Below are 21,654 nucleotides of genomic sequence, written 5' to 3'. Positions count from 1 at the left end.
GCTTCACAGACCTCATCACCCAGGCACGTCAGATTGGCAATCCTTTGTCTGACACCAACGCGGAAAGAAGAACTTCCAACGAAAAGCCATCAGGAATTTCAACCCGCCACATCTCCACCGCTTTCACGCCGCCGCTGACAGCAAAAGACGGAGATGGACTGACTTCGGCTTTCTCGTATGCCGCACCAGATCAGGAACGTGCGATCGAAGTGTTGTGTCGACTCATTGAAGACTCCATAGAGCGAGGATGACGGGTGTCTTTTTCGCTGTGCCGCAGAAGCAAGTGGCTGGGTTGCTACAATGTTGGCTGTGTTATTGGGTCTTACAGCCGATTTTAGAGTGGATAATGGGGTCCAATGGGGTCGCGTCTAAAGAGTTGACAAACAGGGTCTCTTGAGTGAGATGCGGGTATGGCGAGTCCGTTGAGTTTAGATGTTGCGGGGGCGTGATCGGTTTGTCTCCAAGCTCCAGATTTAATTGTCAACTTTCTAGATGCGACCCCATTGGACCCCCCACGCCTCGGAGCAGGAGGAATTCGGACCGGAAACGTAGAGGGCGGCGCCCGCCTGGGCGAGGGGCGCATCGGTTGTTCCAGAGCGCTCCGCAATGCGTGCGGTTTTCTCCGCCGGGCTGAGAAGCCCGGCTCTACGGCAGGCAAGGATGCCCGCCGCTACGACCGAGCCGGCTAACTCCGTGAACGCCGACCACTTGCCGAAGCCGTAACGCGGTATCCAGCAACATCTTTGTCTCATCTAGTCTTACGCTTTATCTCATGAGGTTGGCGGACCGGAGGGTCGATTGGGGTGATCACCCGGATGTTGAAGTTTGGGCGCAAAGCGTGATCATCAGGCGGCTGCCGTCAAACCATGAAACTGATCCTTCGCCTCCGCTACTACACGCGTCTCGGGGAAAGTCTGCATGTCACCGGAAATATCCCCTCGCTCGGCAACAACGATCCGAGCAACGCGCTGCCAATGCAGTATCACAGCCACGATTATTGGCAGGCTGTGCTGGACTTGCACGCAGCGGCGATTCCCAAGGAGGGCCTGAACTACAGTTATGTTTTTCGCGACATCGACGGCAGCACCAACATGGATTGGGGTGCTGGGCGGCTTATCACGGCACCCATGATCAACCCAGTTGAAACGCTGATCCTCGACTCGTGGAACCCCGCGGGATATCCGGAGAACGCCTTGTACACACAGCCGTTTCGCGACGTGCTGTTAAAGGCTAGGGATGCGCGGGCGGCATCAGCCGTTCCGGATGCCGCCACCCACACCTTCAGGATCAAGGTCCCCGGCGTTCGGCCTGACGAACGCGTGGTTCTGCTCGGCAATGTGGAAGCCCTCGGTTACTGGGATCCAGCTCGCGGCGTTTCGATGCAGGCAATTGCAGGAGATGAATACCTGACAGCGCATCTCGATCTGGGTGGCGCGTTGTTTCCGATCGAATACAAATACGCCATCGTCAGCGCGAGCGGCGTTATTCGGTTTGAAAGCGGCAGCAATCGGAGAGTCGATGAAGGAGGATGGAACGAACGGCGCGTAATACTAAACGACGGCTTTATCAGGGTTCCCTCGATCGACTGGAATGGCGCAGGCGTTGCCATTCCGGTTTTCAGCCTTCGCTCAGAATCCAGTTGGGGAGTGGGCGAGTTCCGCGATCTTCAGCGACTTGCGGATTGGGGTGCGAAGGCCGGCCTTTCTCTCATACAGATCCTTCCAGTCAACGATACAACCGCGGCGCACACGTGGGTCGATTCCTATCCTTATGCCGCGGTATCCGCCTTTGCCTTGCATCCGCTTTATCTGAACCTCGATGAAGTCGCGACACGGTCCACCCGCGCATCGTTGAAGGAGTTTGCAGCGGAACGAAAACGGCTCAATGCGATGCCCGCCGTGGATTACGAAGCGGTTATGACGCTGAAATGGACAGTGATCAAACGCCTGTTCTCGTTGCAGAAGGAAGCGACCTTTCGCAGTTCCGCCTATCGCGAGTTTTTCAAGGCAAGTGAAGCCTGGCTTGTCCCGTATGCCGTGTTCTGTGCGTTGCGGGACGAATACGGCACAGCCGATTATCGAAAATGGCCAAAGCATCGCGAATGCAGCCCCGCAACGGTGGCCGACCTGAGTTCGCAGAAGTCGCCGCGGCATGATGCCGTCGCGCTGCATTACTTCGTGCAGTTCCATCTGGATCAGCAACTGCAAGCTGCAGCCGCGCACGCGCATCAGCTTGGAATCGTGCTGAAAGGTGACATCGCGATTGGTGTTGCGCGGAATGGCGCTGACACGTGGCAGCAGCCAGAGCTGTTTCATCTGGACCGGCAGGCCGGCGCGCCGCCGGATCCGTTTGCCGAGAAGGGACAGAACTGGGGCTTTCCCACCTACAACTGGCCGCGAATGCAGGAGGATGGATTCGCCTGGTGGAAGCAGCGTTTCTCGCAAATGTCGCGCTATTTCGACGCGTTCCGCATCGATCACATCCTGGGTTTTTTTCGCATCTGGAGTATTCCACTCGACGCCGTGGAAGGGATTCTCGGTTCGTTTGATCCCGCATTGTCCGTCGAACCGGCGGTGTTTGCCGCGCGTGGCATTGATTACGATCGGCAACGGTTCGTCGAGCCGTTCATCAATAGCGTGGTGCTCGAAGAAATCTTTGGCTCATCCGCTAATGAAGTGATGCGAGAGTTCCTCGGGAGAGCCGGCGCTGATCGCTATGCTTTGAAACCGGAATTTGCAACGCAGCTTCGAGTGCGAACCCATTTTGAAAAGATTGCTGCGAACGTGGAAAACAAGAAGCTGGAGGCAGGACTGTTCGACCTCATCAGCAATGTGATATTGCTGGAAGTGGCAACCGCTGCTGGACCGCAATTGCACTTCCGATTCGACATGGCGAAGACATCGTCGTTCCGGCAGTTGGACACAGCAACTCAGGCGAAGTTGAAGGATTTGTATAACGACTATTTTTTCCAGAGACAGGATGCGTTTTGGCGGGATCGAGCGATGCAAAAACTTCCCGCGCTGAAACGGGTCACGGACATGCTGATCTGCGGCGAAGACCTTGGGCTTGTTCCGCGATCTGTTCCTGGCGTGATGAAGGATCTGGGCTTGCTGAGCCTGGAGATTCAGCGCATGCCCAAGACGCCGGGCGTGTCGTTCTCGCGGCCTGCGGATGCGCCGTACCTGAGCGTCGTCACGCCATCGACGCATGACATGAGCACGATTCGTGGCTGGTGGACGGAAGATCCAGCGTTGACCCAGAAATTTTACCGAGAGGAATTGCAGCAGGAGGGAGGTGCCCCGGCCGAATGTTCACCGGAACTCAACGAACTGGTCGTGCGACAGCATCTGGCTTCTCCCGCGATGTGGAGCATTTTTCAGCTTCAGGATTTGATGGGAATGGATGGAACGTTGCGGAGTGCTGACGTCGATGCGGAGCGCATCAATATTCCGGCGAACCCGAAGCATTATTGGCGGTATCGGATGCACTTGACGCTGGAGCAGCTTTCGGAGGCGGAGGGGTTCAATGCAAAACTGCGCGGGTTGCTTGATGACTCTGGTCGGTTGCGGCGCGAGTAGGACAGGTCTGGAAACCTGTTGCGCTACGGCGGGTTCAGTTTGGCTTGTCCGGCTTTTCGTCGTCCTTTTGTTTCCCGAGCACCCAGGACTTCATCACAAAACCAAGAACCAGGGAAACCGCTGCCACGATCCAAAAATAAATGACCTGCGTATCGTCGATTCCGTGGGCGAGATTCATGCCGAATAGACTTGCGACAGCTGTCAGGGGGAAGAAGAGCGCCGCGAGGATATTAAGGCGGTGACTGGCTTGGAGGGCTTGCTTTGAGAGCCGCGCCTGAACCTCGCTTTCACGCGCGGTGCGATATTGCAGTGCATTGCGGCAATCCTCCAGCAGCAGGTCCAGGTTGCGTTCAAGGGCATAGGCCTGGTCGCGCATTTCGATGAGAAACGTGTCATTGCCGATTTCATCACGGGCTGTTTGCAGCGCCTGGTGCAGGTTTCGGGCGGATCGGACAAGCGGCGTGAGGGATTCAATCAACTCGAAGAGTGACCGCGTATCGGTCGCGACATCGTATTGCTGTGCGAGGCTGGCCTCGAGATCGGTATACGACTGAAGGAACCGCTTGAGGCTTCCGGGACCCGGCCCGCCCCGGCTGAACTGCCATTCACCCTTCGGCGTCCTCCAGAACAACGCGGCTTCGCGATCGCGATCGTCGGGTCCCGGCGGCTGATTTAGAATAAGGAGCAGGTGGCCATCTTCGACGATCGCGCGCTGGCGTCCGAATGTGGATTGACCCAGGCGAACGCGGATGGCTTCGGGAAGGGACCAGGTGGGAGGTGTGATCATAGTGGCGCTCCGTCAGGTTTCTCGGCCGTGACAATGTCCAGCCCCAGCGTGCCGGTCAACGCAGAACTTGCCGAGCGAAGGAGGTTGTCGCAATGTGCGCAAGCCACGATGCCGCGCATCATTTTTCATCTGGATATGGACGCGTTCTACGCTTCAGTGGAGCAGCGCGATCAACCTGCTTTGCGCGGAAAACCGGTGATCGTTGGCGCACCGGCAAATCAGCGGGGGGTTGTCTGTGCCGCCAGTTACGAGGCGCGGAAATTCGGCGTGCGCTCAGCCATGCCCAGCGCGACTGCAGGGCGGATGTGTCCCAATGGGATTTTTGTTCGACCGCGCATGGAACAGTACAAGCACGAGTCGCGCGAGATCATGCGCATCGTTGCTGCCACAGGGGCGATCGTGGAGCAGATGTCCATCGACGAAGCTTATGTCGATGTTTCCGAGCTCGCCTGCGTTGACGACCTGGACGCAGCACTTCTCGCGAGCCGTCCCCTTGCGGAGGAATTGAAACAACGAATTCGCAGCGAACGCGGATTGACTGCGACGATTGGGATCGCTTCGAACAAGTTGCTGGCGAAGATTGCGAGCGATCACCAAAAGCCGGACGGGCTGACGGTGATTCTGGATTCGGAGAAGGTGGGTTTTCTTCGGCCGCTCGCGGTGCGTGCGTTGTACGGCGTTGGCCGCGTCACCGAACAGGTGTTGAAACAGGCGGGCATCAATACGGTGGGAGATTTGCAGGATTATCCCGGTGACCTGCGGGCACTCGCGGGATCCTTCGGACCGAAGCTGAAGCAGTTTGCGTTTGGGATCGATGACCGTCCGCTTGAACTCGGAGATGAGATCAAGAGCATCAGCGGCGAGGAAACTTTCGCCCGCGACACAGAGGATCGTGTCGTCCTGCGCGCCTGCCTGAGAACGCAGGCTGACGACATCGCCAACAAGCTGAAGCGCCGCCGCTTGGGCGCGCACACGGTGCAGGTGAAGGTGCGTTACAGCGATTTCACAACCTTAACGCGGCAGATCACGGTTGAGGAGCCACTTACGGAGGCGCGCGAGATCTACAGGCTCGGCTGCTTCCTGCTTGGGCGCGAGAAACTGGTGAAACGTCCGCTGCGATTATTGAGCCTGGGTGTCACCGGGTTGCGCGATCCCGTTGCGCAACAGCTGCAATTGAATTACCAGGCGCCTCGATAGCGTCCCCACCGGCTCATCGTCACGCCAGACTTCGAAGCGCGAGCAACTGGAGCTGCGGCTGGCCGGTTGTCCTGGCCTCAGCCAGATCCACTTGGAATTCCACCATCCAGTCGTTGTGTTCTTCAGGATCCACAAGCATCTGCTGTATTCGCCAGGTCTTCTTGTCTTCGCTTGGAACGACATAGGTGTGCCGCGCGTTGCGTGCATTCGGATCGAGGCAAATCCGGCCGTGCTCAGCTTCGAAAGCCTCGGTCGCCGACTGGAGTCGCTGTGCGGTCCACCCTTCGGTTCCTCCGTCGGCGGACGTTGTGGCTTGTCCACATTCTTTCTCCTCGTCGCGCAGCGAGATCAACGCACCTTCGAAGTCGCGCACGACCAAGCCGCGGAGAAAAGTGAAAATGCGATTTCGGATCAGCGCGGTGAAGGCCCGGGTGTCGCGCGTGATGTCCGCGGCGGCTTCGTCTGCTCCCGGTGGCCGGATCTCCTTTGCTTCGGCTGGTTGGAAGTTGGGATTGCGCATCTTTTCCCATTCGTCGAGCAAACTGGAATCGACCTGCCGAATCATTGATCCCAGAAAGACTTCCATTTCATGCACCTGATCGTTCTTGGCCGATTCCGGAACGGTTTGCGTCAGCACCTTGAACACGCTGTTGAGGTGCCGCAGCAGCACGCCTTCCGCGCGCTGGAGTTCGTAGTCGCGGATGTAATCCGCAAACGAGCGAAACTGCTCAAACATTTCACGAACGATGGATTTCGGTTTGATGTTTTCCTGCCCGACCCACGGGTGCCGATCCGCAAAGGCGTTGAAGGTCGAGTAGACGAACTCACGATTTGGTTTTGGGTATTCAAGCTTCTCCAATTCCTCAATGCGTTCGTCGTATTCGACGCCCGCCATTTTCATCTCGGCCATCTTTGCCGATTTCACCTTATCCAGCTGTTTGCGCAGGATGATGTCGGGATTTTCGAGAATCGATTCCACCAGCGTGATCAGCACCAGGTCGTAATCCGGCTGCTGGGTATCAACGAGCGGGAGCGTTTCGAGCAGATACAACGACAAGGTCTGGTCCATCGAGAAGTCGTCCTGCAATTCAACATTCACTCGAACCTTCGCACGGTTCGCAGCGGCTGCGCCGTGAACCGGCGGTATGAATTCAATGATCCTGCGTTCGACGAGCGAGCGGAACAACTGCCAGCCACGCCGGATGTGCGCCTGCTTCTGCCTGGGTGAATCATGGCAATCGCGAATGAGCGCCTGCATGGCGGCGCATCCATCGGTCTGGCGGCTGAGGACGTTCAGCAACATTCCGTGCGTGACCTGGAAGCGGGACGTCAGGCGTTCGGGTTGGGCGGCGATGAGGCGCAAAAACGTGTTCTTGTCCCAGTTCACGAAGTTCTTTTCAGGCGGCTGGCGTTTCACCGTTTTCTTGCCATCGCGCGCCGATTTTTCCGCCAGCTTCAGGTTTTCAATGACATGCTCCGGCGCCTGTGCCACGACCCAGCCGCGATCGTCGAAGCCCTTGCGGCCGGCGCGTCCGCTGATTTGATGAAAGTCTCGCGCGCTGAGAATCCCGGTTTTTTGGCCATCGAATTTGCAAAGCCGGGTGAATAGGACGGTGCGGATGGGAACGTTGATACCGACACCGAGCGTGTCGGTTCCGCAAATGACCTTTAGCAGGCCGCGCTGGGCGAGTTGCTCAACCAGCACGCGATATTTCGGCAGCAGGCCGGCGTGGTGCACACCGATTCCATGGCGCAGCCACTTTTTGATTTCAGGACCGTACGGGCTGTTGAACTTGAATCCTGCAACAGCGTCCCCGATCGCCGCCTTTTCCTCGCGGGTACAGACGTTGATGCTCGTGAAATCCTGGGCACTCTGCGCTGCTTCGAGTTGCGTGAAGTGCACGACATACACAGGGGCCTTTCCATCTGCGACCAACGTCTCCAGCGTGCGCGCGAGGGGCAATTCGGAGTAAGCGTGTTCCAGCGGGACCGGGCGGTTGGTCGATGACACCGTGACGCTTTCGCGGCCTGTGCGGCGCCGGAGTTCCTCCTCGAAGAAGACCGTATCGCCCAGCGTGGCTGACATCAGAAGAAAGCGGGATTGCGGCAATGTCAGCAAGGGAACCTGCCACGCCCAACCTCGCTCGCGGTCGGCGTAGTAATGGAACTCGTCCATGACGACATCCTGGACGTTGGCGTCGGCACCCTCGCGCAGTGCAATGTTGGCCAGGATCTCGGCCGTGCAACAGAGGATCGGTGCGTTGCGGTTGACGGAAGCGTCGCCTGTGCTGAGCCCGACGTTGTCAGGCCCGAACTCGCGGCAGAGCGCGAGCCATTTTTCGTTTACGAGGGCCTTGATCGGACACGTATAGATCGAGCGCCGGCCTTGCGCGAGTGCCTTGAAGTGCAAGGCTGCGGCGACGAGGGACTTGCCGGATCCCGTGGTGGTGTTGAGAATCACGTTTCGCTCTTCAAACAACTCCAGGATCGCGGATTCCTGGGCGGGATACAGTTGCAATCCCCGCGCGTCGGCGTAGTCGAGAAATCGTCCGAGCAAAATGTCGTTGCTGAGACGCTCGTTGCGAGGAATAAGATCGTAGAGGGTTTTTGACACCGCGCCGAATGTAAGGATCGGGAGGCGGAATGAGAAGGCTATGCTTGCGGGGAGCGGCGGCCTGTTGCCCCCGTGGCGGCTGGCATCCTTGCCTGCCGTGGAGCCGGGCTTCCAGCCCGGTGGAGGACCCTCAAACCACGCCGAGCGCACGGACAGGATCTGAGTGTCTCTCGCACTTATCGGTTTTTCCGGGCGGCAAGGATGCATGCCCTCCACGTCAGGCAAGATGCCTGATGCCACGCTCATGCACCTTCTTCGCTGCGACCTCCGGAACGGCAGGGTTTCCGCGAATGCGCGAGTGTCGCGAGTTTTGAGGACAATACGCTGTGATGCGAATGTCTAAAGTGATAACATATTCAAACCGATTGCAGCATGTGCTTGTGTTCGATAATGCCGTGTTGAAGCCGTGAAGACTCCTGATTCTGAATTTTCCGCTTTGGTTTTCCGAAACGTCAGCGTTGTGATTCTGGCCGCTCTTCTTCTTGGCTGCAGTAAAGAGGAGGAGGTCGCGCCAGCGGCAGTTATTGAGACAAACACGTCGGTGGAGCCGTCGCGCGCGCCAGTGTATCAGGCGGGTCCTGCACCTGCGCCGGTTGCGACTCCGGCGGGCGAGCCGGATTTTGCGGCGATGAACCGGGAGTTGCGGCGCTGGATTCTCAGGAATCGAAAACCGCCAAAAGACTTTGAGGAATTCGCGGCGTCGGCAGGCACACAATTTCCGCCGCCCCCTCCCGGCAAACGTTACGCGATCGACAAAACCATGCACGTGGTGCTGGTCAACCGGTGAACTATGATCCCCGTGGATTTCCAATCTCCTGTGCTGCGCAAACCCAACCTGCGCGGATTCACCCTGATTGAATTGCTTGTCGTCATTGCCATCATCGCGATCCTCGCGGCGATGCTGCTGCCGGCTTTGGCTTCGGCGAAGGCGAAGGCGCAGCGCACGCAGTGCCTGTCGCAGCAGAAACAAATCAACGTGGCGTTCAACATGTTCGCCGCGGACCGGAACGATAAGTTCCCCGCGGCGGGGCTTGGTTTCGGCGGAGGGCAGCTGTCGTGGGACTCTTTCATCCATCGTTATATAGGCGGCAATGCGTCCGATGCGGATCTGGCGGTCGGCATTCTGGATGTTGAAGTCACGCCCAGGGTGCTTCTCTGCCCTGCTGATCGCGGCATCAAGGTGTCATGGCTTGGCAACCCCGCGTTTTTCGGCCTGCGTTCCTATGCCATGAACAGCGTCGGGCCCAATTGGGGAACTGAATACCAGGTGGACACACTGTTGCGCCGCTATCCCCTGCCATCGCTGAACGCAGCTGGCCGTCGTGGAGTGGGCATATATTGGCGCGACAACGGGCCCGTGCCGGATTATGAAGCACCCGGTTATAAAACCTCTGCGGTGAAGGATCCTGCTGGCACGTTGCTGCTGGTGGAACAAACGGGCGGACAACAAGCGGCTGGCAACGAGTGGACGTGCGTCTCAATCGGACCGGAAACTTCGCAAAATGGCGGAGCCAATGGTAACCTCTACCAGATTGACAAGAACGCACCGAACCAGAATCCGAATGGCGAGCAGGGTGTCAACCAGGGCAAGGCGTTGTACGCGATGCATCGCAAGCGGTTCAATTACCTGTTCACCGACGGACATGTCGAAGGGCTTCGCATTGAACAAACGGTGGGTTCGGGGACCCTTGGCAATCCTCGCGGCATGTGGACCAATCAAGGCGGGGATTAAAGTATGTTCCCGGTTGCACTGTCGCCCATTTTGATGACATGTCACATGCAGGCCTGCTGATAGTATGGCCAACGATTCAAAGGAAACTTCGCGCGTCGAGCAGTTTGATTTTGAAGCAAACCTCCAACCTGATTAGTTCATATATGAAAAAACCAAACTTCGGAAAGTGGGCAGCTCTCGCCGTGATTGGCGCGGCGCTCACGCTGGCGGGCAGCAATGCCAGTGCCGCAGAGACGGTCAATAAGTATCCTTTCGATACGGACATCAACGGCTGGCACATTGGCTGGGGTGGCCAGGGACAAGTCCTGTGGGATGGAGCCCAGGATGCGGGCGGAAATCCGAGTTCGGGTGCTTTGCACATCACCGCCAACGGGACAGCGGGCGATCAGCTCGTGGCTCTCGGGCATTTTTCGGGATCCGCATGGTGGAATCCCGGCAGTGCACGGGTCGACCTTACGGAATACACAAACATCACTTTCGACATCAAGTGGGACGCTGCAACTTCCACAGTTGAGTTGCCCACTTACAATTCAACGGGTGAAGCCCTGCAGTTTTGGGGAATTCCAGTTGAGAATGGTGCGCAGAACACCCCGCCCTGGATCACGATCGCCAACGCGCCAATCCCGGCCGCCGCCAGCAACGGTTGGACGCGCGTGAGCGTTCCAATTGATCCGTTTACGGCGAACATTGACGCCGTTTATGGCGTTGGCTTCAAGAAATACACGGCGGCGAACCTGACCGGCACCGCTGCCTTCTGGATTGACAACATTGTCCTGCAAGCGAAGCAAGTTGCGACTCCTCCGCCTTCGTTCACCAAGGCGTTCGGCAGCCCGGTGTCGGGGCTGAATTTGTTCTCAAGCCCTGGCGGCGGCGAATTCCAGCGCACGAGCGTGAAGGTCAGCAACCAGAGCGGCTTGGGCTTTACGGATCAACCTGGCGACGTGACGTATGCATTCACGATCAAGGAATTCCCCAGTCCTACTGTTTACACGAACTATCAAGCTCACATCTTTTTGACAACGGGGCCGGGAACAGCTTCAGCATTGGACTTCAATGAAGCTGATTTGATCTGGTTGAACGTCCAGCCCAACACCAACGGCGGTGGAACTGCTTATTTCCGCTACAAGATTAACGAACCGAACTCGAATACGAATTTGTTCGGTGCGGAATTCACTGGCGGTGACGCTTGGGCGGGACAGTTGACAAACCTTGTCGCAGCCACACCGGTAGGCACGTGGAGCATGACCTTCAACCAGAACACGAATGTCACCTTGAGGGGCCCTGGCGGCGTCAGCGTGGCGTTCACCATTCGCCCCGAAATCGCAACAAGGTTCATCGATCCGTTGAACCTCGTGTTTGGAGCCCAGCCGAATCGGGTGTCCGAAGAGCAACCGCAGTTTAACGTGGGGCAGAAGGTGGTGTTGTCGAATGCTGGAATGACAAACAATGGCGTGGCGGTGGTATGGGACAACTTCCTAGACGACGCAGTTCTGGATACGAACGTCTGGACGCGTCTTACAGGGTCCCCCAATACGGCATTCGTCATTCCTAACGATCCTGGACAGAAGCTTGTGCAATGGTCGCTTCCGGACACTGGATTTGTGCTGCGGACGGCAACGAACATCGCGGGACCGTGGATGAATGTCACTCCAGTCGCAAGCTGGGCGGCCGGCGCGTTCCGGAACACGGTGGTGCCTTCAAGCCAGCTGAGCTCCAGCCAGAGCTTCTTCCGCCTGGAGAAGCCCGTATTCACCCAGTTGCAGGTTCTTCTGCCGGGTGAAACTGCGGCTCCCGGCACTCCGACCGGCAAAACGGGAACGCCTGATCCGGTCAGCCTCTCAGGGGGCGGTGTGATCGATATCACGGTGCGTGCCGTTGATGCGAACTTCAACCTGGTGCCCTCGGCCTCCGACGAGGTCGCAATTACCAGCACGGATGGGACAGCAATCAATCCGTTGAATGCAAACCTGAGCAACGGGAGCGCCACCTTCCAGTTGCTGTTTGGTTCGCCCGGGGAATTCACGATCACCGCCACAGATGTGACGGATGGTTCCAAGACTGCAGGGGTGAGTGCGCCTGTCACAGTGACTCCGTAAGCTCGACTGCAGAATATACGGGCGCCGGCCCAGCGCCGGCGCCCCTTTCACAACCTTCTATACCACCGCCGCCTTCATGAAGATCAACCAGACTCACCGCGATCTCTTGCCAGCTTTCACACTCATTGAGTTGCTGGTTGTCATTGCGATTATCGCCATCCTGGCCGCGATGCTTCTGCCGGCGCTCGGTAAGGCAAAAGAAAAGGCGCAGGCAGTCGGTTGCCTCAACAATACGCGGCAGATCATGATCGGCTGGCGGATGTACGCGGAGGACAATAACGATCAGCTCGCTCCAAACGAATTTCCCTATACGACAGCGTACACGACCTATGCGAACAAGGATCAGATGCGGAACTGGGTTGTCGGAACCATGGCCCAGCCATTCGACTCGCTGACCGCAAATCCGTTGCTTGCCGAACACAGCGTCCTCTCGCAATACATCAGGCAGGTAGACACCTACAAGTGCCCCGCTGATCGGCTTTTGGTGCAAGGGCGGTCCCGATCCCGCAGCTATTCAATGAGCAATGCGGTGGGAACGCGCTGGTGGAACACGGCCCGAGGTGGCGGGGGCGGCAACTTCCCGGTCGGGTCGGCAGTCGGCGGTGGCTGGCTGTCGGGCACTTATGCGGATCCGGATCCCAATTATCTGACTTTTGGCCGCATGTCCCACTTCACCCGGCCTGGCCCATCTTCCACCTGGGTGATCATGGATGAAAATCCGAACACGATTAATGATGGGTTGATGGCGGTAGCGATGCCAAACAGTGCCGCAGCGACGAAGCTGGTGGACTATCCGGCGAGCAGTCATAACAAAGCGGCCGGGCTTTCCTTTGCCGATGGGCATTCGGAAATTCGCAAGTGGCGCGATCGGCGCACCTACACCCCCCCGGCCAGCGCAAACCCCGGCATGGTTGGAGCCAGCGATTCGCCGAACAACGAAGATGTCGTTTGGCTGGCAGAGCGAACATCCGTCCGCCGCTAATGGGGGGCCCCTAAGCCTGGGCCGGTCCAGTTCGCGGCACATCGATTACTTTCAAATCGGGACCGTGTTTATTGTGCGCCAATGGTTCGGGCATTTCCTCCTTCCATCATCAACCGACCTTCATGCGCGCAATCTATTTCAGAACTGCGGCATTTACCATTGCCCTCGTAGGCGTCAGTAGCGCGGTTTCGCCCACCAGGGCACAGACTCCGCTTTCCGTTTATTCGGATCAGCTGGCCAGCGGGTTTCAGGACTGGAGCTGGGGATCCCGGGATTTCGCGAATACCTCGCCCGTGTTTTCCGGGTCACGTTCCATCCAATTCAGCGGGGCGTTTTGGGAGGCGATCTCCTTTTACCACGCGGATGTGAACACCGGTCCGTATACATCGTTCACCTTCTCCGCCAATGGTGGGAGCACGGGAGGGCAGCGATTGCAACTTCAGGCACAGACTGGTGACACAGCGGGGCCCACATTCGTCCTGCAGGGGCGGCTGCCCACGAACGAATGGCGAACCTACTCCATCCCGCTGAGTTCATTGGGCATCTCCAATGTCGTGAACTTCAATCGGATCAACATCGTCCTTCGGAATGATGGGAGTTCCGCCCCGTATTTTCTTGATGAGTTGCTATTCGATCCGAAACCCGCGCCTGATTTGGTGCGGGTAAGCGTCGACGCATTGCGACCCTTGCACGTGGTTGACGAGCGGCACTTTGGAGTGAACCTCGCAATGTGGGATCCGTATTTCGATCCGCCCCATCACACGACGACCATTGGACTGCTCGAGGAAATGGGAACCCTGGTTGTGCGAATGCCCGGCGGATCGCTCTCCGATGAGTATCATTGGGGCTCCAACACCACGCTTTCGAACTCATGGCAATGGGCGACTTCGTTCGGTGACATGGTGCGGGTGGCGACCAACGCAGGTGTGCAGGCGTTCATCACTGTGAATTACGGCACGGGCACCCCCGAAGAAGCCGCGGCTTGGGTGCGTCATGCAAATGTCACGAACAACCTCGGCTATCGGTATTGGGAAATCGGCAACGAATGTTACGGCACCTGGGAGCGCGACACCAACACGCTGCCGCATCACGCTTTCACATACGCCACCCGCGCCGCGCAATACATGGCACAGATGCGGGCAGCGGATTCCAGCATTCGCATTGGAGTCGTCGCCGCGCCAGGCGAGGACGCCTATGCCAATGGTTATACGACCCATCCCGTCTTCAATGCCCGCACTGGCGGGACGCATTACGGATGGACGCCCATTCTGTTGACCACGTTCAAGAACCTTGGCGTCACGCCGGATTTCCTTGTGCACCATCATTACCCGAACTGGACTGACCCATCGAATCCCGGCCAGTCACCGAACAACGACGCCGCCATTCTGCAGGCCACAGGAAACTGGGCTGCGGACGCCGCGGATCTGAGACAGCAGATCATCGATTACTTCGGGCCGGGCGGAACCAACATCGAACTCGTGGTCACCGAGAACAACGTCGATGCAGGCGCGCAGGGACGTCAATCCACAAGCCTCGTGAACGCGTTGTATTACGCGGATAGTCTTGGTGAATTGCTGAAGACGGAGTTTCGCAGCTTTGTGTGGTGGGATTTTCGGAACGGAACGGACACGCAGGGATTCTTTGGAGCGGATATTTATGGCTGGCGTGCATACGGGGATCTCGGGATGGTCAATGGCCCAAGCACACGGCACCCCGCATTTTATGCCGCGAAGTTGATGAAGTGGTTTGCGCGGCCAGGCGACAAGGTGATACCGGCACAGAGCGATTACTCCGGGCTGGCAAGCCATGCCGTCCGTCGATCGAACGGGGAGTTGACGTTGCTCGTGATCAACAAGTCACTCGTCACCAACCAGAACGCGTCCATCGCGGTGAATGGTTATCTGCCAAATGGAACTGCCATCGTCAGGATGTATGGCATTCCGCAGGATGAAGCTGCGCGAACCAATGCACCGCTGGGCGACCGTGACATAGCGGTGGCGTCCTTGACGGGCGTCGGAACAAACTTCGGATACAACTTCGCGCCGATGTCCCTCACGCTTTTCACGATGGCTCCCGCGGCGCCGTCCGTGACTGTGTCTGGTCCGTCAGCAAATAGTCTCGCGCTAAACGTGGACGGACAGGTGGAGGTGCCGTATCGCATTGAATCGTCGACGAATCTTCTCGAATGGGATGTGAGCGCAACCAACGTATTTTCCGGCAGTTCGATCATTTTCACGAACGATCCGTCAGCGCCGGCAGTGTTCTGGCGCGCGGTGTGGGAGCCGTAAAAACCGGACGCGCCGTTCACGTCGATTCAGAAGCCGGATGCGAGAAGCCTGAACGCGGGCTTACAGACCTGCACGTTTTGAGCTGGATGCGGAATGACCGCGGGGCGCCTTGGAACGACTCGCAAGTTTCGAATTGCGGTCGATCAACTCACATCGCTGCGCAACGCAAACGGACGAGCGCATTCCATCGGCCGGAGTATTCATCACGTAATCCAACAGTTTTTCGATCGTGCTTGTGGCGACATGCGTGCGGGTATCGGAGGAACCGTAGTAGATGAACACGTCGCCGTTTTTCTGCGCGACCCACCCATTTGCAAACACGACATTCGACACATCGCCCACCCGTTCCTCGCCTTCAGGCGCCAGGAAATACCCGCCAGGCGCGTGGGTGACGCGCGTCGGGTTGTTGAGATCGCACAGGAATAAATACAGCACGTAGCGCATTCCGGCCGCGGTGTTGCGCACGCCGTGCGCGAGATGCAGCCAGCCTGCCTTTGTGCGAATTGGCGCTGGCCCGAGGCCGTTCTTGCCTTCCTTGATTGTGTGATAAAACCGCGGATCAATAATTTGCTCCGCATCAATCGCGGCGTGCGTGATGTCATCGCATACGCCCCAGCCAACCCCATCGCCTGTGCCTGTCGCAGCGAAGTCGGTCATTGGACGCGTGTAGAACGCGTATTTGCCGTTCACGAATTCCGGATGCAGCACGCAGTTTCGCTGATGCAATGAATTGGTTTTCAGGTCGGGAAGCCGTTCCCAGGTTACGAGATCGCGTGTTCGCGCGATTCCGCAGCGCGCAACCGCAGCTGAGAGATCGCCAGGCTTCGAGTCATCGTGGCGTTCGGCGCAGAAGAGCCCATAGATCCAGCCATCCTCATGCCGCACGAGGCGCATGTCATACAGGTTCGTTTCCCTGTGATCGAGCTCAGGCATGCGCACCGGATAATCCCAGAATCGGAAGCCATCGATGCCGTTCCGGCTTTCGGCGACGGCGAAGAACGATTTGCGATCCCATCCTTCCACGCGGACGATGAGCACGATATCCCCGTCCCAGTCCATGGCGCCAACGTTGAACGTGGCGTTGATTCCCAGCCGCGTCATGAGGTGCGGATTGGTTTGCGCATTCAGGTCATACCGCCAGGCCAATGGAACGTGTTCTGCGGTGAGAACGGGATATTGGAATCTCTGGAAAATGCCATTGCCAAGCACCTCACCGCGATTCCTTCGGCGAAGCAGTTTTTCGTGTTCGAACTGAAGGCGGCGCATGCGGGATGCGAATTGGACTCGGGTGAGTTGTGACATCGGGCACCTTGATAGCGATGCGGATGTCGCGGGTAATGTCATCAAAACGCCTGACAAAAGGCTGGACGCGAGGCCGGGATGGAACGCCGAAATGCAGCCGGCTCGCGAGGAGGAATGAATGGATCGCTGGGCTGCTACGGAGGAGGGGCGGCGGCCGCCCTCTGCGGCTCTATCCATGCTGGCGCACGGGCGGCGGTTGGCTTATTCTCCCCGCCGACGTAAATGAGCAAGTTGTTGTTGATTGATGACGAAGCGGATGTTCAGTACTCGTTCCAGCGGATTTTTGATTCGCCGGAAATCGAGCTGACCACTGCTTCCAGCGGGGAAGAAGGACTAAAACTGATTCCGCAGTTGCACCCCGATCTCGTTCTGATGGATATCCGCATGGGCGGGATGAATGGCCTGGAAACGCTGCGGCGCATCCGGGAGATCGACTCCAAGCTGCTGGTCATCCTCATGACCGCATACGGCACCACGCAGACAGCGATCGAAGCGATGAAGCTGGGTGCTTACGATTACCTGCTCAAGCCTTTCGACATCCCGAAGCTGAAGGAGATCGTCACCAACGCCATCAAGGCCGCGCACGACATGCGCCAGGTGGTTTCCTATCAACCGCTGCTCGAGTCCGAGGATTACGAACTTGGAATCGTGGGACGCAGTGAGGCCATGCAGCAGGTGTTCAAGCTCATCGGCCAGGTTGCGGCCACCGATGCCACATCGCTCGTGACGGGCGAAAGCGGGACGGGCAAGGAGTTGGTCGCGCGCGCGATTTATCACCACAGCAACCGCAGTGAAAAGCCGTTCCTGGCGGTGAATTGCGCGGCCATTCCGGAGCAGTTGCTCGAAAGCGAATTGTTCGGGCATGAACGCGGCGCATTCACCGGCGCGACGATGCAGAGGATCGGAAAATTTGAACAATGCAACGGCGGAACGATCTTCCTGGATGAAATCGGCGACATGACGCCGCCGACCCAGACGAAGATTCTTAGGGTCCTGCAGAGTGGAACGTTTGAGCGCGTTGGGGGCAACCAGCCCATTAGAGTGGATGTGCGCGTGATCGCGGCGACAAACAAGCCCTTGGAGGAAGCAGTCGCAGCGCGGCAGTTTCGAGAGGACCTGTTCTACCGCCTGAACGTCGTCCGCATTCACATTCCCCCTTTGCGGGAACGGCGCGAAGACGTGCGATTGCTCGTGAACTACTTTCTGAAGAAATTCGCGCGCGACCAGAAAAGCCATCCCAAATCGATTTCCTCGAGCGTGATTCGAATTTTGGAGCAGTATCATTGGCCCGGCAATGTGCGCGAACTCGAGAACGTGGTTCGGCGGGCATTGGTGGTGTCCAAGGGCGATGCCATCCTCGTCAGCGAACTCCCCCCAGAAATCATCGGCCAGGGTTCGCCGAGTGCTCCCGCCGCGTCCTCAACGGTTGCGGCGCCAGTTTTGGCGCCTGCTGACGGCACGGGGAACGATGTCGTGGGGCTTGCGCGGAGGCTTTTCCAATGGGCGCGGAAGGACCCAAAGATGAAGGTCATTCCAGCAGTGGAGCGCGAGTTGGTCGTGCAGGCGCTCAAGGAAACGAACGGAAACCAGGTTCAGGCTGCGAAGCTCCTCGGCATCACGCGCGCGACATTGCGCAAGCGCATCGAAAAATTTGGGATTCAGCGGGAATTGAACCTCAAGTAGCAGCGGATTGATTTTGGATCGGGCTCTGCTAAATCCATCGCGTGACCGAACCCAGCCTGCTACTTCTGATCCCGGCCTACAATGAGGAGCAGCGCATTGAGCCGGTGTTGCGCGAGTACGGCGGCTACTTCCAAAAGAAATACCACGGCAAGTTTCACCTCGTGGTGGTGTTGAACGGCTGCCGCGACAACACATTGGCGGTCGTGCAGAAGGTGGCCGCGGATTATCCGTTCATCCAGGCGCTTGAGTTCAAGGAGCCGATTGGCAAGGGCGGCGCATTGATCGAAGGACTGAAGCTTGCGCCGCTGGCTGATTACATCGGGTACGTGGATGCCGACGGTGCCACGCCGCCGCGCGCTTTTCATGACCTGACGAAATACCTTTCGCGGGCGGATTGTGTCATTGGATCGCGCTGGCTGCCGGGGGCGATCGTTCCGCAGGCACAAACCCGTCTGCGGCGCTTCACCAGCCGGACATTTCATCTGATCGTGGAGCTGCTGTTCTGGATGAACATCAAGGACACGCAATGTCCCTGCAAGGTCATGCGCCGCGGCGCCGTGGAAAAAATTCACTCGCGGTTGCGCATCGCGGACCTGGCGTTCGATGTCAACCTGATCGTCGCCATGAAACGTGCGGGGCTGCACGTGTTGGAGGTCCCGACCGAATGGTCGGATAAAGCCGGATCGAAGGTGACTGCGACGTTGTTTCGATCCTCGCTCACGATGTTCCTCTCGGTCGTTCGCATCTGGCTTATTTACAAGCCGTTTTACAAATGGCTGAAGCCACTGCGGCCGCTGGAGCAATGGATTTACGGGAAATTGAAGGCACCGCCTCCGCGCCCTTCCTGACGATCAGGCGGCAGGCTTCGGATGCGCCCCACGGCGCTTGGTCCAGACCGCCGCGCCTGAAGCGCAGAGCAGCAGCAGGTTAAATGCGCCAAGCACCTGCAGGAGCACCACTGGCGTGCGTTCGATATGGTTCAACGCATAAGGGAGCGTGACGCCATAGGCCACGACCAGGATCACGAGGGCCGGGACGATTCTGAAGTCGTCGCTCGCCAGCAGATCATTGATCAGGACGTTCGCCATCGCGAGCGGGATCATCGCACCGAGATACCACGGCAACAGCGCGACCGTTGGGACAATGTAGCTGTCGGGGTAAACAATTTTCACCACGATCGGGCTCGCGAGGTAGAGGCAGCCTGCTCCGATGATCGACAGGACCGCGGTTCCCAGCACCACCAATCCCAGCAAGTTGCTCTTCTGCGAACTTGCGCGGCTGTGCACCAGTTTTGGAAACATCACCGCAGCCATTGGAAGCACCAGCCAAAGCAGCGCGCGGGAAAGCGTTCCTGCGGCGTAGTAATAACCGACCACATCGTCCCCGGCAAAAAATGTCTGGGCGAACATTTGGTCCGACGTGAACATGAATTGAAACGCCCAGAAACCGAGAATCAATGGGATGGCGTGGCGCAGCAGATTTTTGGTTGGGAATCGTTGAATTGGCAGAAGCCATAAATCCCGGGTTCTCCACGCCGCAATACCGGCGGCCGCGGTCATTCCGACAAGCGCGCCGACCATCATTCCCGTCGCCCCCTGATGCAGCCCAATGACGAGTAGAACGGCAAACAGCAGCCGAAAAACTCCCATCGAGATGGCGGCGTTGCCCATCCAGAGGAAATCCTGCCGTCCCTGCAGCGTTCCCCCGAAGATGGGATTCCACAGCCCCATCAGGACCGTCAGCAAAGTGATCCACAGCGCCGATGCGCCGGGTAATTTCCATCGGGCCACGATGTCGTCCTGAAAAACAAAAACCGCGACTGCGGCTGCCATCCAGAAGGCGAACGTAACGATCAGCCCCAGCCGGATCGTCCAGCTCAATTCGCGCGGACGTCCCGTCGCCAGTGCCGCCGCGGTCTGCTGCGCATACAACATCTGCAGGGGAATCGCGGGAAGGCACGACGTGAGCATCAGCAGCGTGCCGAAGGCCGCGTATTGCGACTGGTCCACCCGACCCGAGAGGAAATGCACCCCGAGCGACATAAACCCGCCTGTGACGTTCGCAACCATCAGCCAGCCGCTCTGGCGGAAGAAGGTGAGATGGTGTTTGCGCTGTTCGGCAGCTGCGGTGATGTCCATGTTCAATTAAGTGGTTTCGACCTGCGCGTCCTGCAAGTGTTCAAGGCAAGCCGCGCAGAAAGCGGGTCAGCAGCGCGGTGGCTGAATTTAGCGAAGACCGCGAAATCCATTCGTCATCCGTGTGTGCCTGCGCAAGGCTCCCAGGGCCGAAAACAACAGACGGGATTCCCGCCGCCGCAAGAACAGCGGCATCGCAGAAAAAGTCAACTCCGGCTGGGCGACGCTGGCCTGCCGATGTGAGAAACTGGCTGACGTGTGGGATTTTGTGATCGGTCTCGAGCGGAAGGCAGGGCGCGGGCTTTTCGTTGTCGAACCGGGCTCGCAGGCCGTGTTGCTTCAGCAGAGCGTTGATCTCGCGACGAACGGAGTTTTCGTTCTCGCCTGGCAGCGTGCGTCGATCGATTGCAATGGAGCACGCCGACGGAACAATATTCGGCTGTGTCCCGCCGGCGATCGTTCCGACGTTGATCGTTCCCGATCCGAGCAGCGGGTGCCGCCGCTTGCGGAGCTGCGCCGCGTATTTCGTTTCGAGCAAGTCAACGATGCGGGCCATCTCGTGCACCGCATTGCGGCCGAGGTTTGGAGTTGAGCCGTGCGCGGCCTTCCCGCGCGTTTCCATTCGCAACCAGAGGCTTCCCTTGTGCGCCGTCACGATCTTGAGCTGTGTTGGCTCGCCAATGATTGCCAGGCTCGCCGAGATTCCGCTTTGTGCGAACCCCCTTGAACCCGCCTGCGCGTTTTCTTCATCGACAAGGCCGACGAAAACAATCTCCGTTTTCGCGGGCCGCTTTCCATCGCGCGCGATGGCCGCGACGGCCGAAAGCATGGCAGCGACGGAACCCTTGGTGTCGCACGCGCCGCGTCCATGGATTCGCAAGGAACGTGCACGCGGCGAGAATCCGTCCGCCGCCGCACCGACCGTGTCGAGGTGGGGAGCGAGTAGGATGCGCTGCGTGACGGGTCCCGATGGCGTGAGGCGCGCTACGAGATTGGCGCGATTTGGCAAGACGGCCTGGAATTCGACGTCGAGGCCCGCATTGGCTGCGACACTGGCGAGGAATTCAGCGACTCGCTGTTCGCCCGCATGAGGATCGTTGGACGGCAGGAAAGCTGGATTCACGCTCGGCAAAGCGATCAGTTCCATCAGCAGCTTTTCCGTTGAAGTCATGACGTGCTGGTTCGAGCCGCCGAGATTATGTGGCCGACCGGAAGCTGTCGAGAAAAGCCGGGTTATTTATGATGAATGATTTACGATTT

15 protein-coding genes are annotated in these 21,654 nt (G+C 58.3%); 10 read left to right on the top strand and 5 right to left on the bottom strand.

Annotated features, from left to right (window positions below; translation table 11 throughout):
• Positions 1 to 251: hypothetical protein (locus tag VEH04_10265; GenBank protein HYG23155.1), on the top strand; the 251-nt coding region annotated here is incomplete at its 5' end.
• A 615-nt stretch (positions 252 to 866) separates the two neighbouring features.
• A complete protein-coding gene (locus VEH04_10260) occupies positions 867 to 3,578 on the top strand; it encodes a 4-alpha-glucanotransferase (GenBank protein ID HYG23154.1) in 2,712 nt (903 codons plus the stop codon).
• A gap of 34 nt (positions 3,579 to 3,612) precedes the next feature.
• On the opposite strand, the gene VEH04_10255 is transcribed toward VEH04_10260, so the two are convergent.
• Complete coding sequence (locus VEH04_10255) at positions 3,613 to 4,365, bottom strand: CorA family divalent cation transporter (protein ID HYG23153.1); 753 nt, start codon at positions 4,363 to 4,365, stop codon at positions 3,613 to 3,615.
• A gap of 108 nt (positions 4,366 to 4,473) precedes the next feature.
• Between VEH04_10255 and dinB the strand changes: the two genes are divergently transcribed.
• Complete coding sequence (gene dinB / locus VEH04_10250) at positions 4,474 to 5,562, top strand: DNA polymerase IV (GenBank protein HYG23152.1); 1,089 nt, start codon at positions 4,474 to 4,476, stop codon at positions 5,560 to 5,562.
• A 19-nt stretch (positions 5,563 to 5,581) separates the two neighbouring features.
• On the opposite strand, the gene VEH04_10245 is transcribed toward dinB, so the two are convergent.
• Positions 5,582 to 8,176, bottom strand: coding sequence for a DUF3516 domain-containing protein (locus tag VEH04_10245; protein ID HYG23151.1), 2,595 nt, complete (start codon positions 8,174 to 8,176; stop codon positions 5,582 to 5,584).
• Between the two features lie 406 nt (positions 8,177 to 8,582).
• Between VEH04_10245 and VEH04_10240 the strand changes: the two genes are divergently transcribed.
• The 5 genes from VEH04_10240 to VEH04_10220 all read left to right on the top strand — a co-directional run bounded on the left by VEH04_10240 (position 8,583) and on the right by VEH04_10220 (position 15,274).
• Positions 8,583 to 8,963, top strand: a complete 381-nt coding sequence (locus VEH04_10240; protein HYG23150.1) for a hypothetical protein — start codon at positions 8,583 to 8,585, stop codon at positions 8,961 to 8,963.
• A gap of 3 nt (positions 8,964 to 8,966) precedes the next feature.
• Complete coding sequence (locus VEH04_10235; protein HYG23149.1) at positions 8,967 to 9,908, top strand: prepilin-type N-terminal cleavage/methylation domain-containing protein; 942 nt, start codon at positions 8,967 to 8,969, stop codon at positions 9,906 to 9,908.
• Positions 9,909 to 10,051: 143 nt separating this feature from the next.
• Entirely contained in the window at positions 10,052 to 12,004 is a 1,953-nt protein-coding gene (locus VEH04_10230; GenBank protein ID HYG23148.1) for a hypothetical protein, read from the top strand.
• Between the two features lie 76 nt (positions 12,005 to 12,080).
• The gene (locus tag VEH04_10225; protein HYG23147.1) at positions 12,081 to 12,986 is read left to right on the top strand and encodes a prepilin-type N-terminal cleavage/methylation domain-containing protein; all 906 of its coding nucleotides are present in this window, start codon (positions 12,081 to 12,083) and stop codon (positions 12,984 to 12,986) included.
• Between the two features lie 122 nt (positions 12,987 to 13,108).
• Complete coding sequence (locus tag VEH04_10220; protein HYG23146.1) at positions 13,109 to 15,274, top strand: alpha-L-arabinofuranosidase; 2,166 nt, start codon at positions 13,109 to 13,111, stop codon at positions 15,272 to 15,274.
• Positions 15,275 to 15,334: 60 nt separating this feature from the next.
• Here the strand turns inward: VEH04_10220 and VEH04_10215 are convergent, their stop codons facing one another.
• Positions 15,335 to 16,576, bottom strand: a complete 1,242-nt coding sequence (locus VEH04_10215) for a glycosidase (GenBank protein HYG23145.1) — start codon at positions 16,574 to 16,576, stop codon at positions 15,335 to 15,337.
• 222 nt (positions 16,577 to 16,798) lie between these two features.
• Here VEH04_10215 and VEH04_10210 point away from each other — a divergent pair, with 222 nt between their 5' ends.
• Positions 16,799 to 18,259 carry a sigma-54 dependent transcriptional regulator gene (locus VEH04_10210; protein HYG23144.1) on the top strand — a complete coding sequence of 487 codons (1,461 nt, stop codon included), beginning with the start codon at positions 16,799 to 16,801 and terminating at the stop codon, positions 18,257 to 18,259.
• Positions 18,260 to 18,300: 41 nt separating this feature from the next.
• Positions 18,301 to 19,107, top strand: a complete 807-nt coding sequence (locus VEH04_10205) for a glycosyltransferase (GenBank protein HYG23143.1) — start codon at positions 18,301 to 18,303, stop codon at positions 19,105 to 19,107.
• A 3-nt stretch (positions 19,108 to 19,110) separates the two neighbouring features.
• Here VEH04_10205 and VEH04_10200 read toward each other — a convergent pair whose 3' ends face one another.
• A complete protein-coding gene (locus tag VEH04_10200) occupies positions 19,111 to 20,397 on the bottom strand; it encodes a hypothetical protein (GenBank protein ID HYG23142.1) in 1,287 nt (428 codons plus the stop codon).
• 40 nt (positions 20,398 to 20,437) lie between these two features.
• Positions 20,438 to 21,565: a M20/M25/M40 family metallo-hydrolase gene (locus VEH04_10195; GenBank protein HYG23141.1), complete on the bottom strand. Its 1,128-nt coding sequence runs from the start codon at positions 21,563 to 21,565 to the stop codon at positions 20,438 to 20,440.
• Positions 21,566 to 21,654 lie beyond the last annotated feature (89 nt).

This window comes from Verrucomicrobiia bacterium (genome assembly GCA_035629175.1).
Taxonomy (GTDB): domain Bacteria; phylum Verrucomicrobiota; class Verrucomicrobiia; order Limisphaerales; family DASXHY01; genus DASXHY01.
The sequence above is the reverse complement of the archived record's forward strand: the minus strand, read 5'-3'. Positions and strand labels throughout refer to the sequence as shown.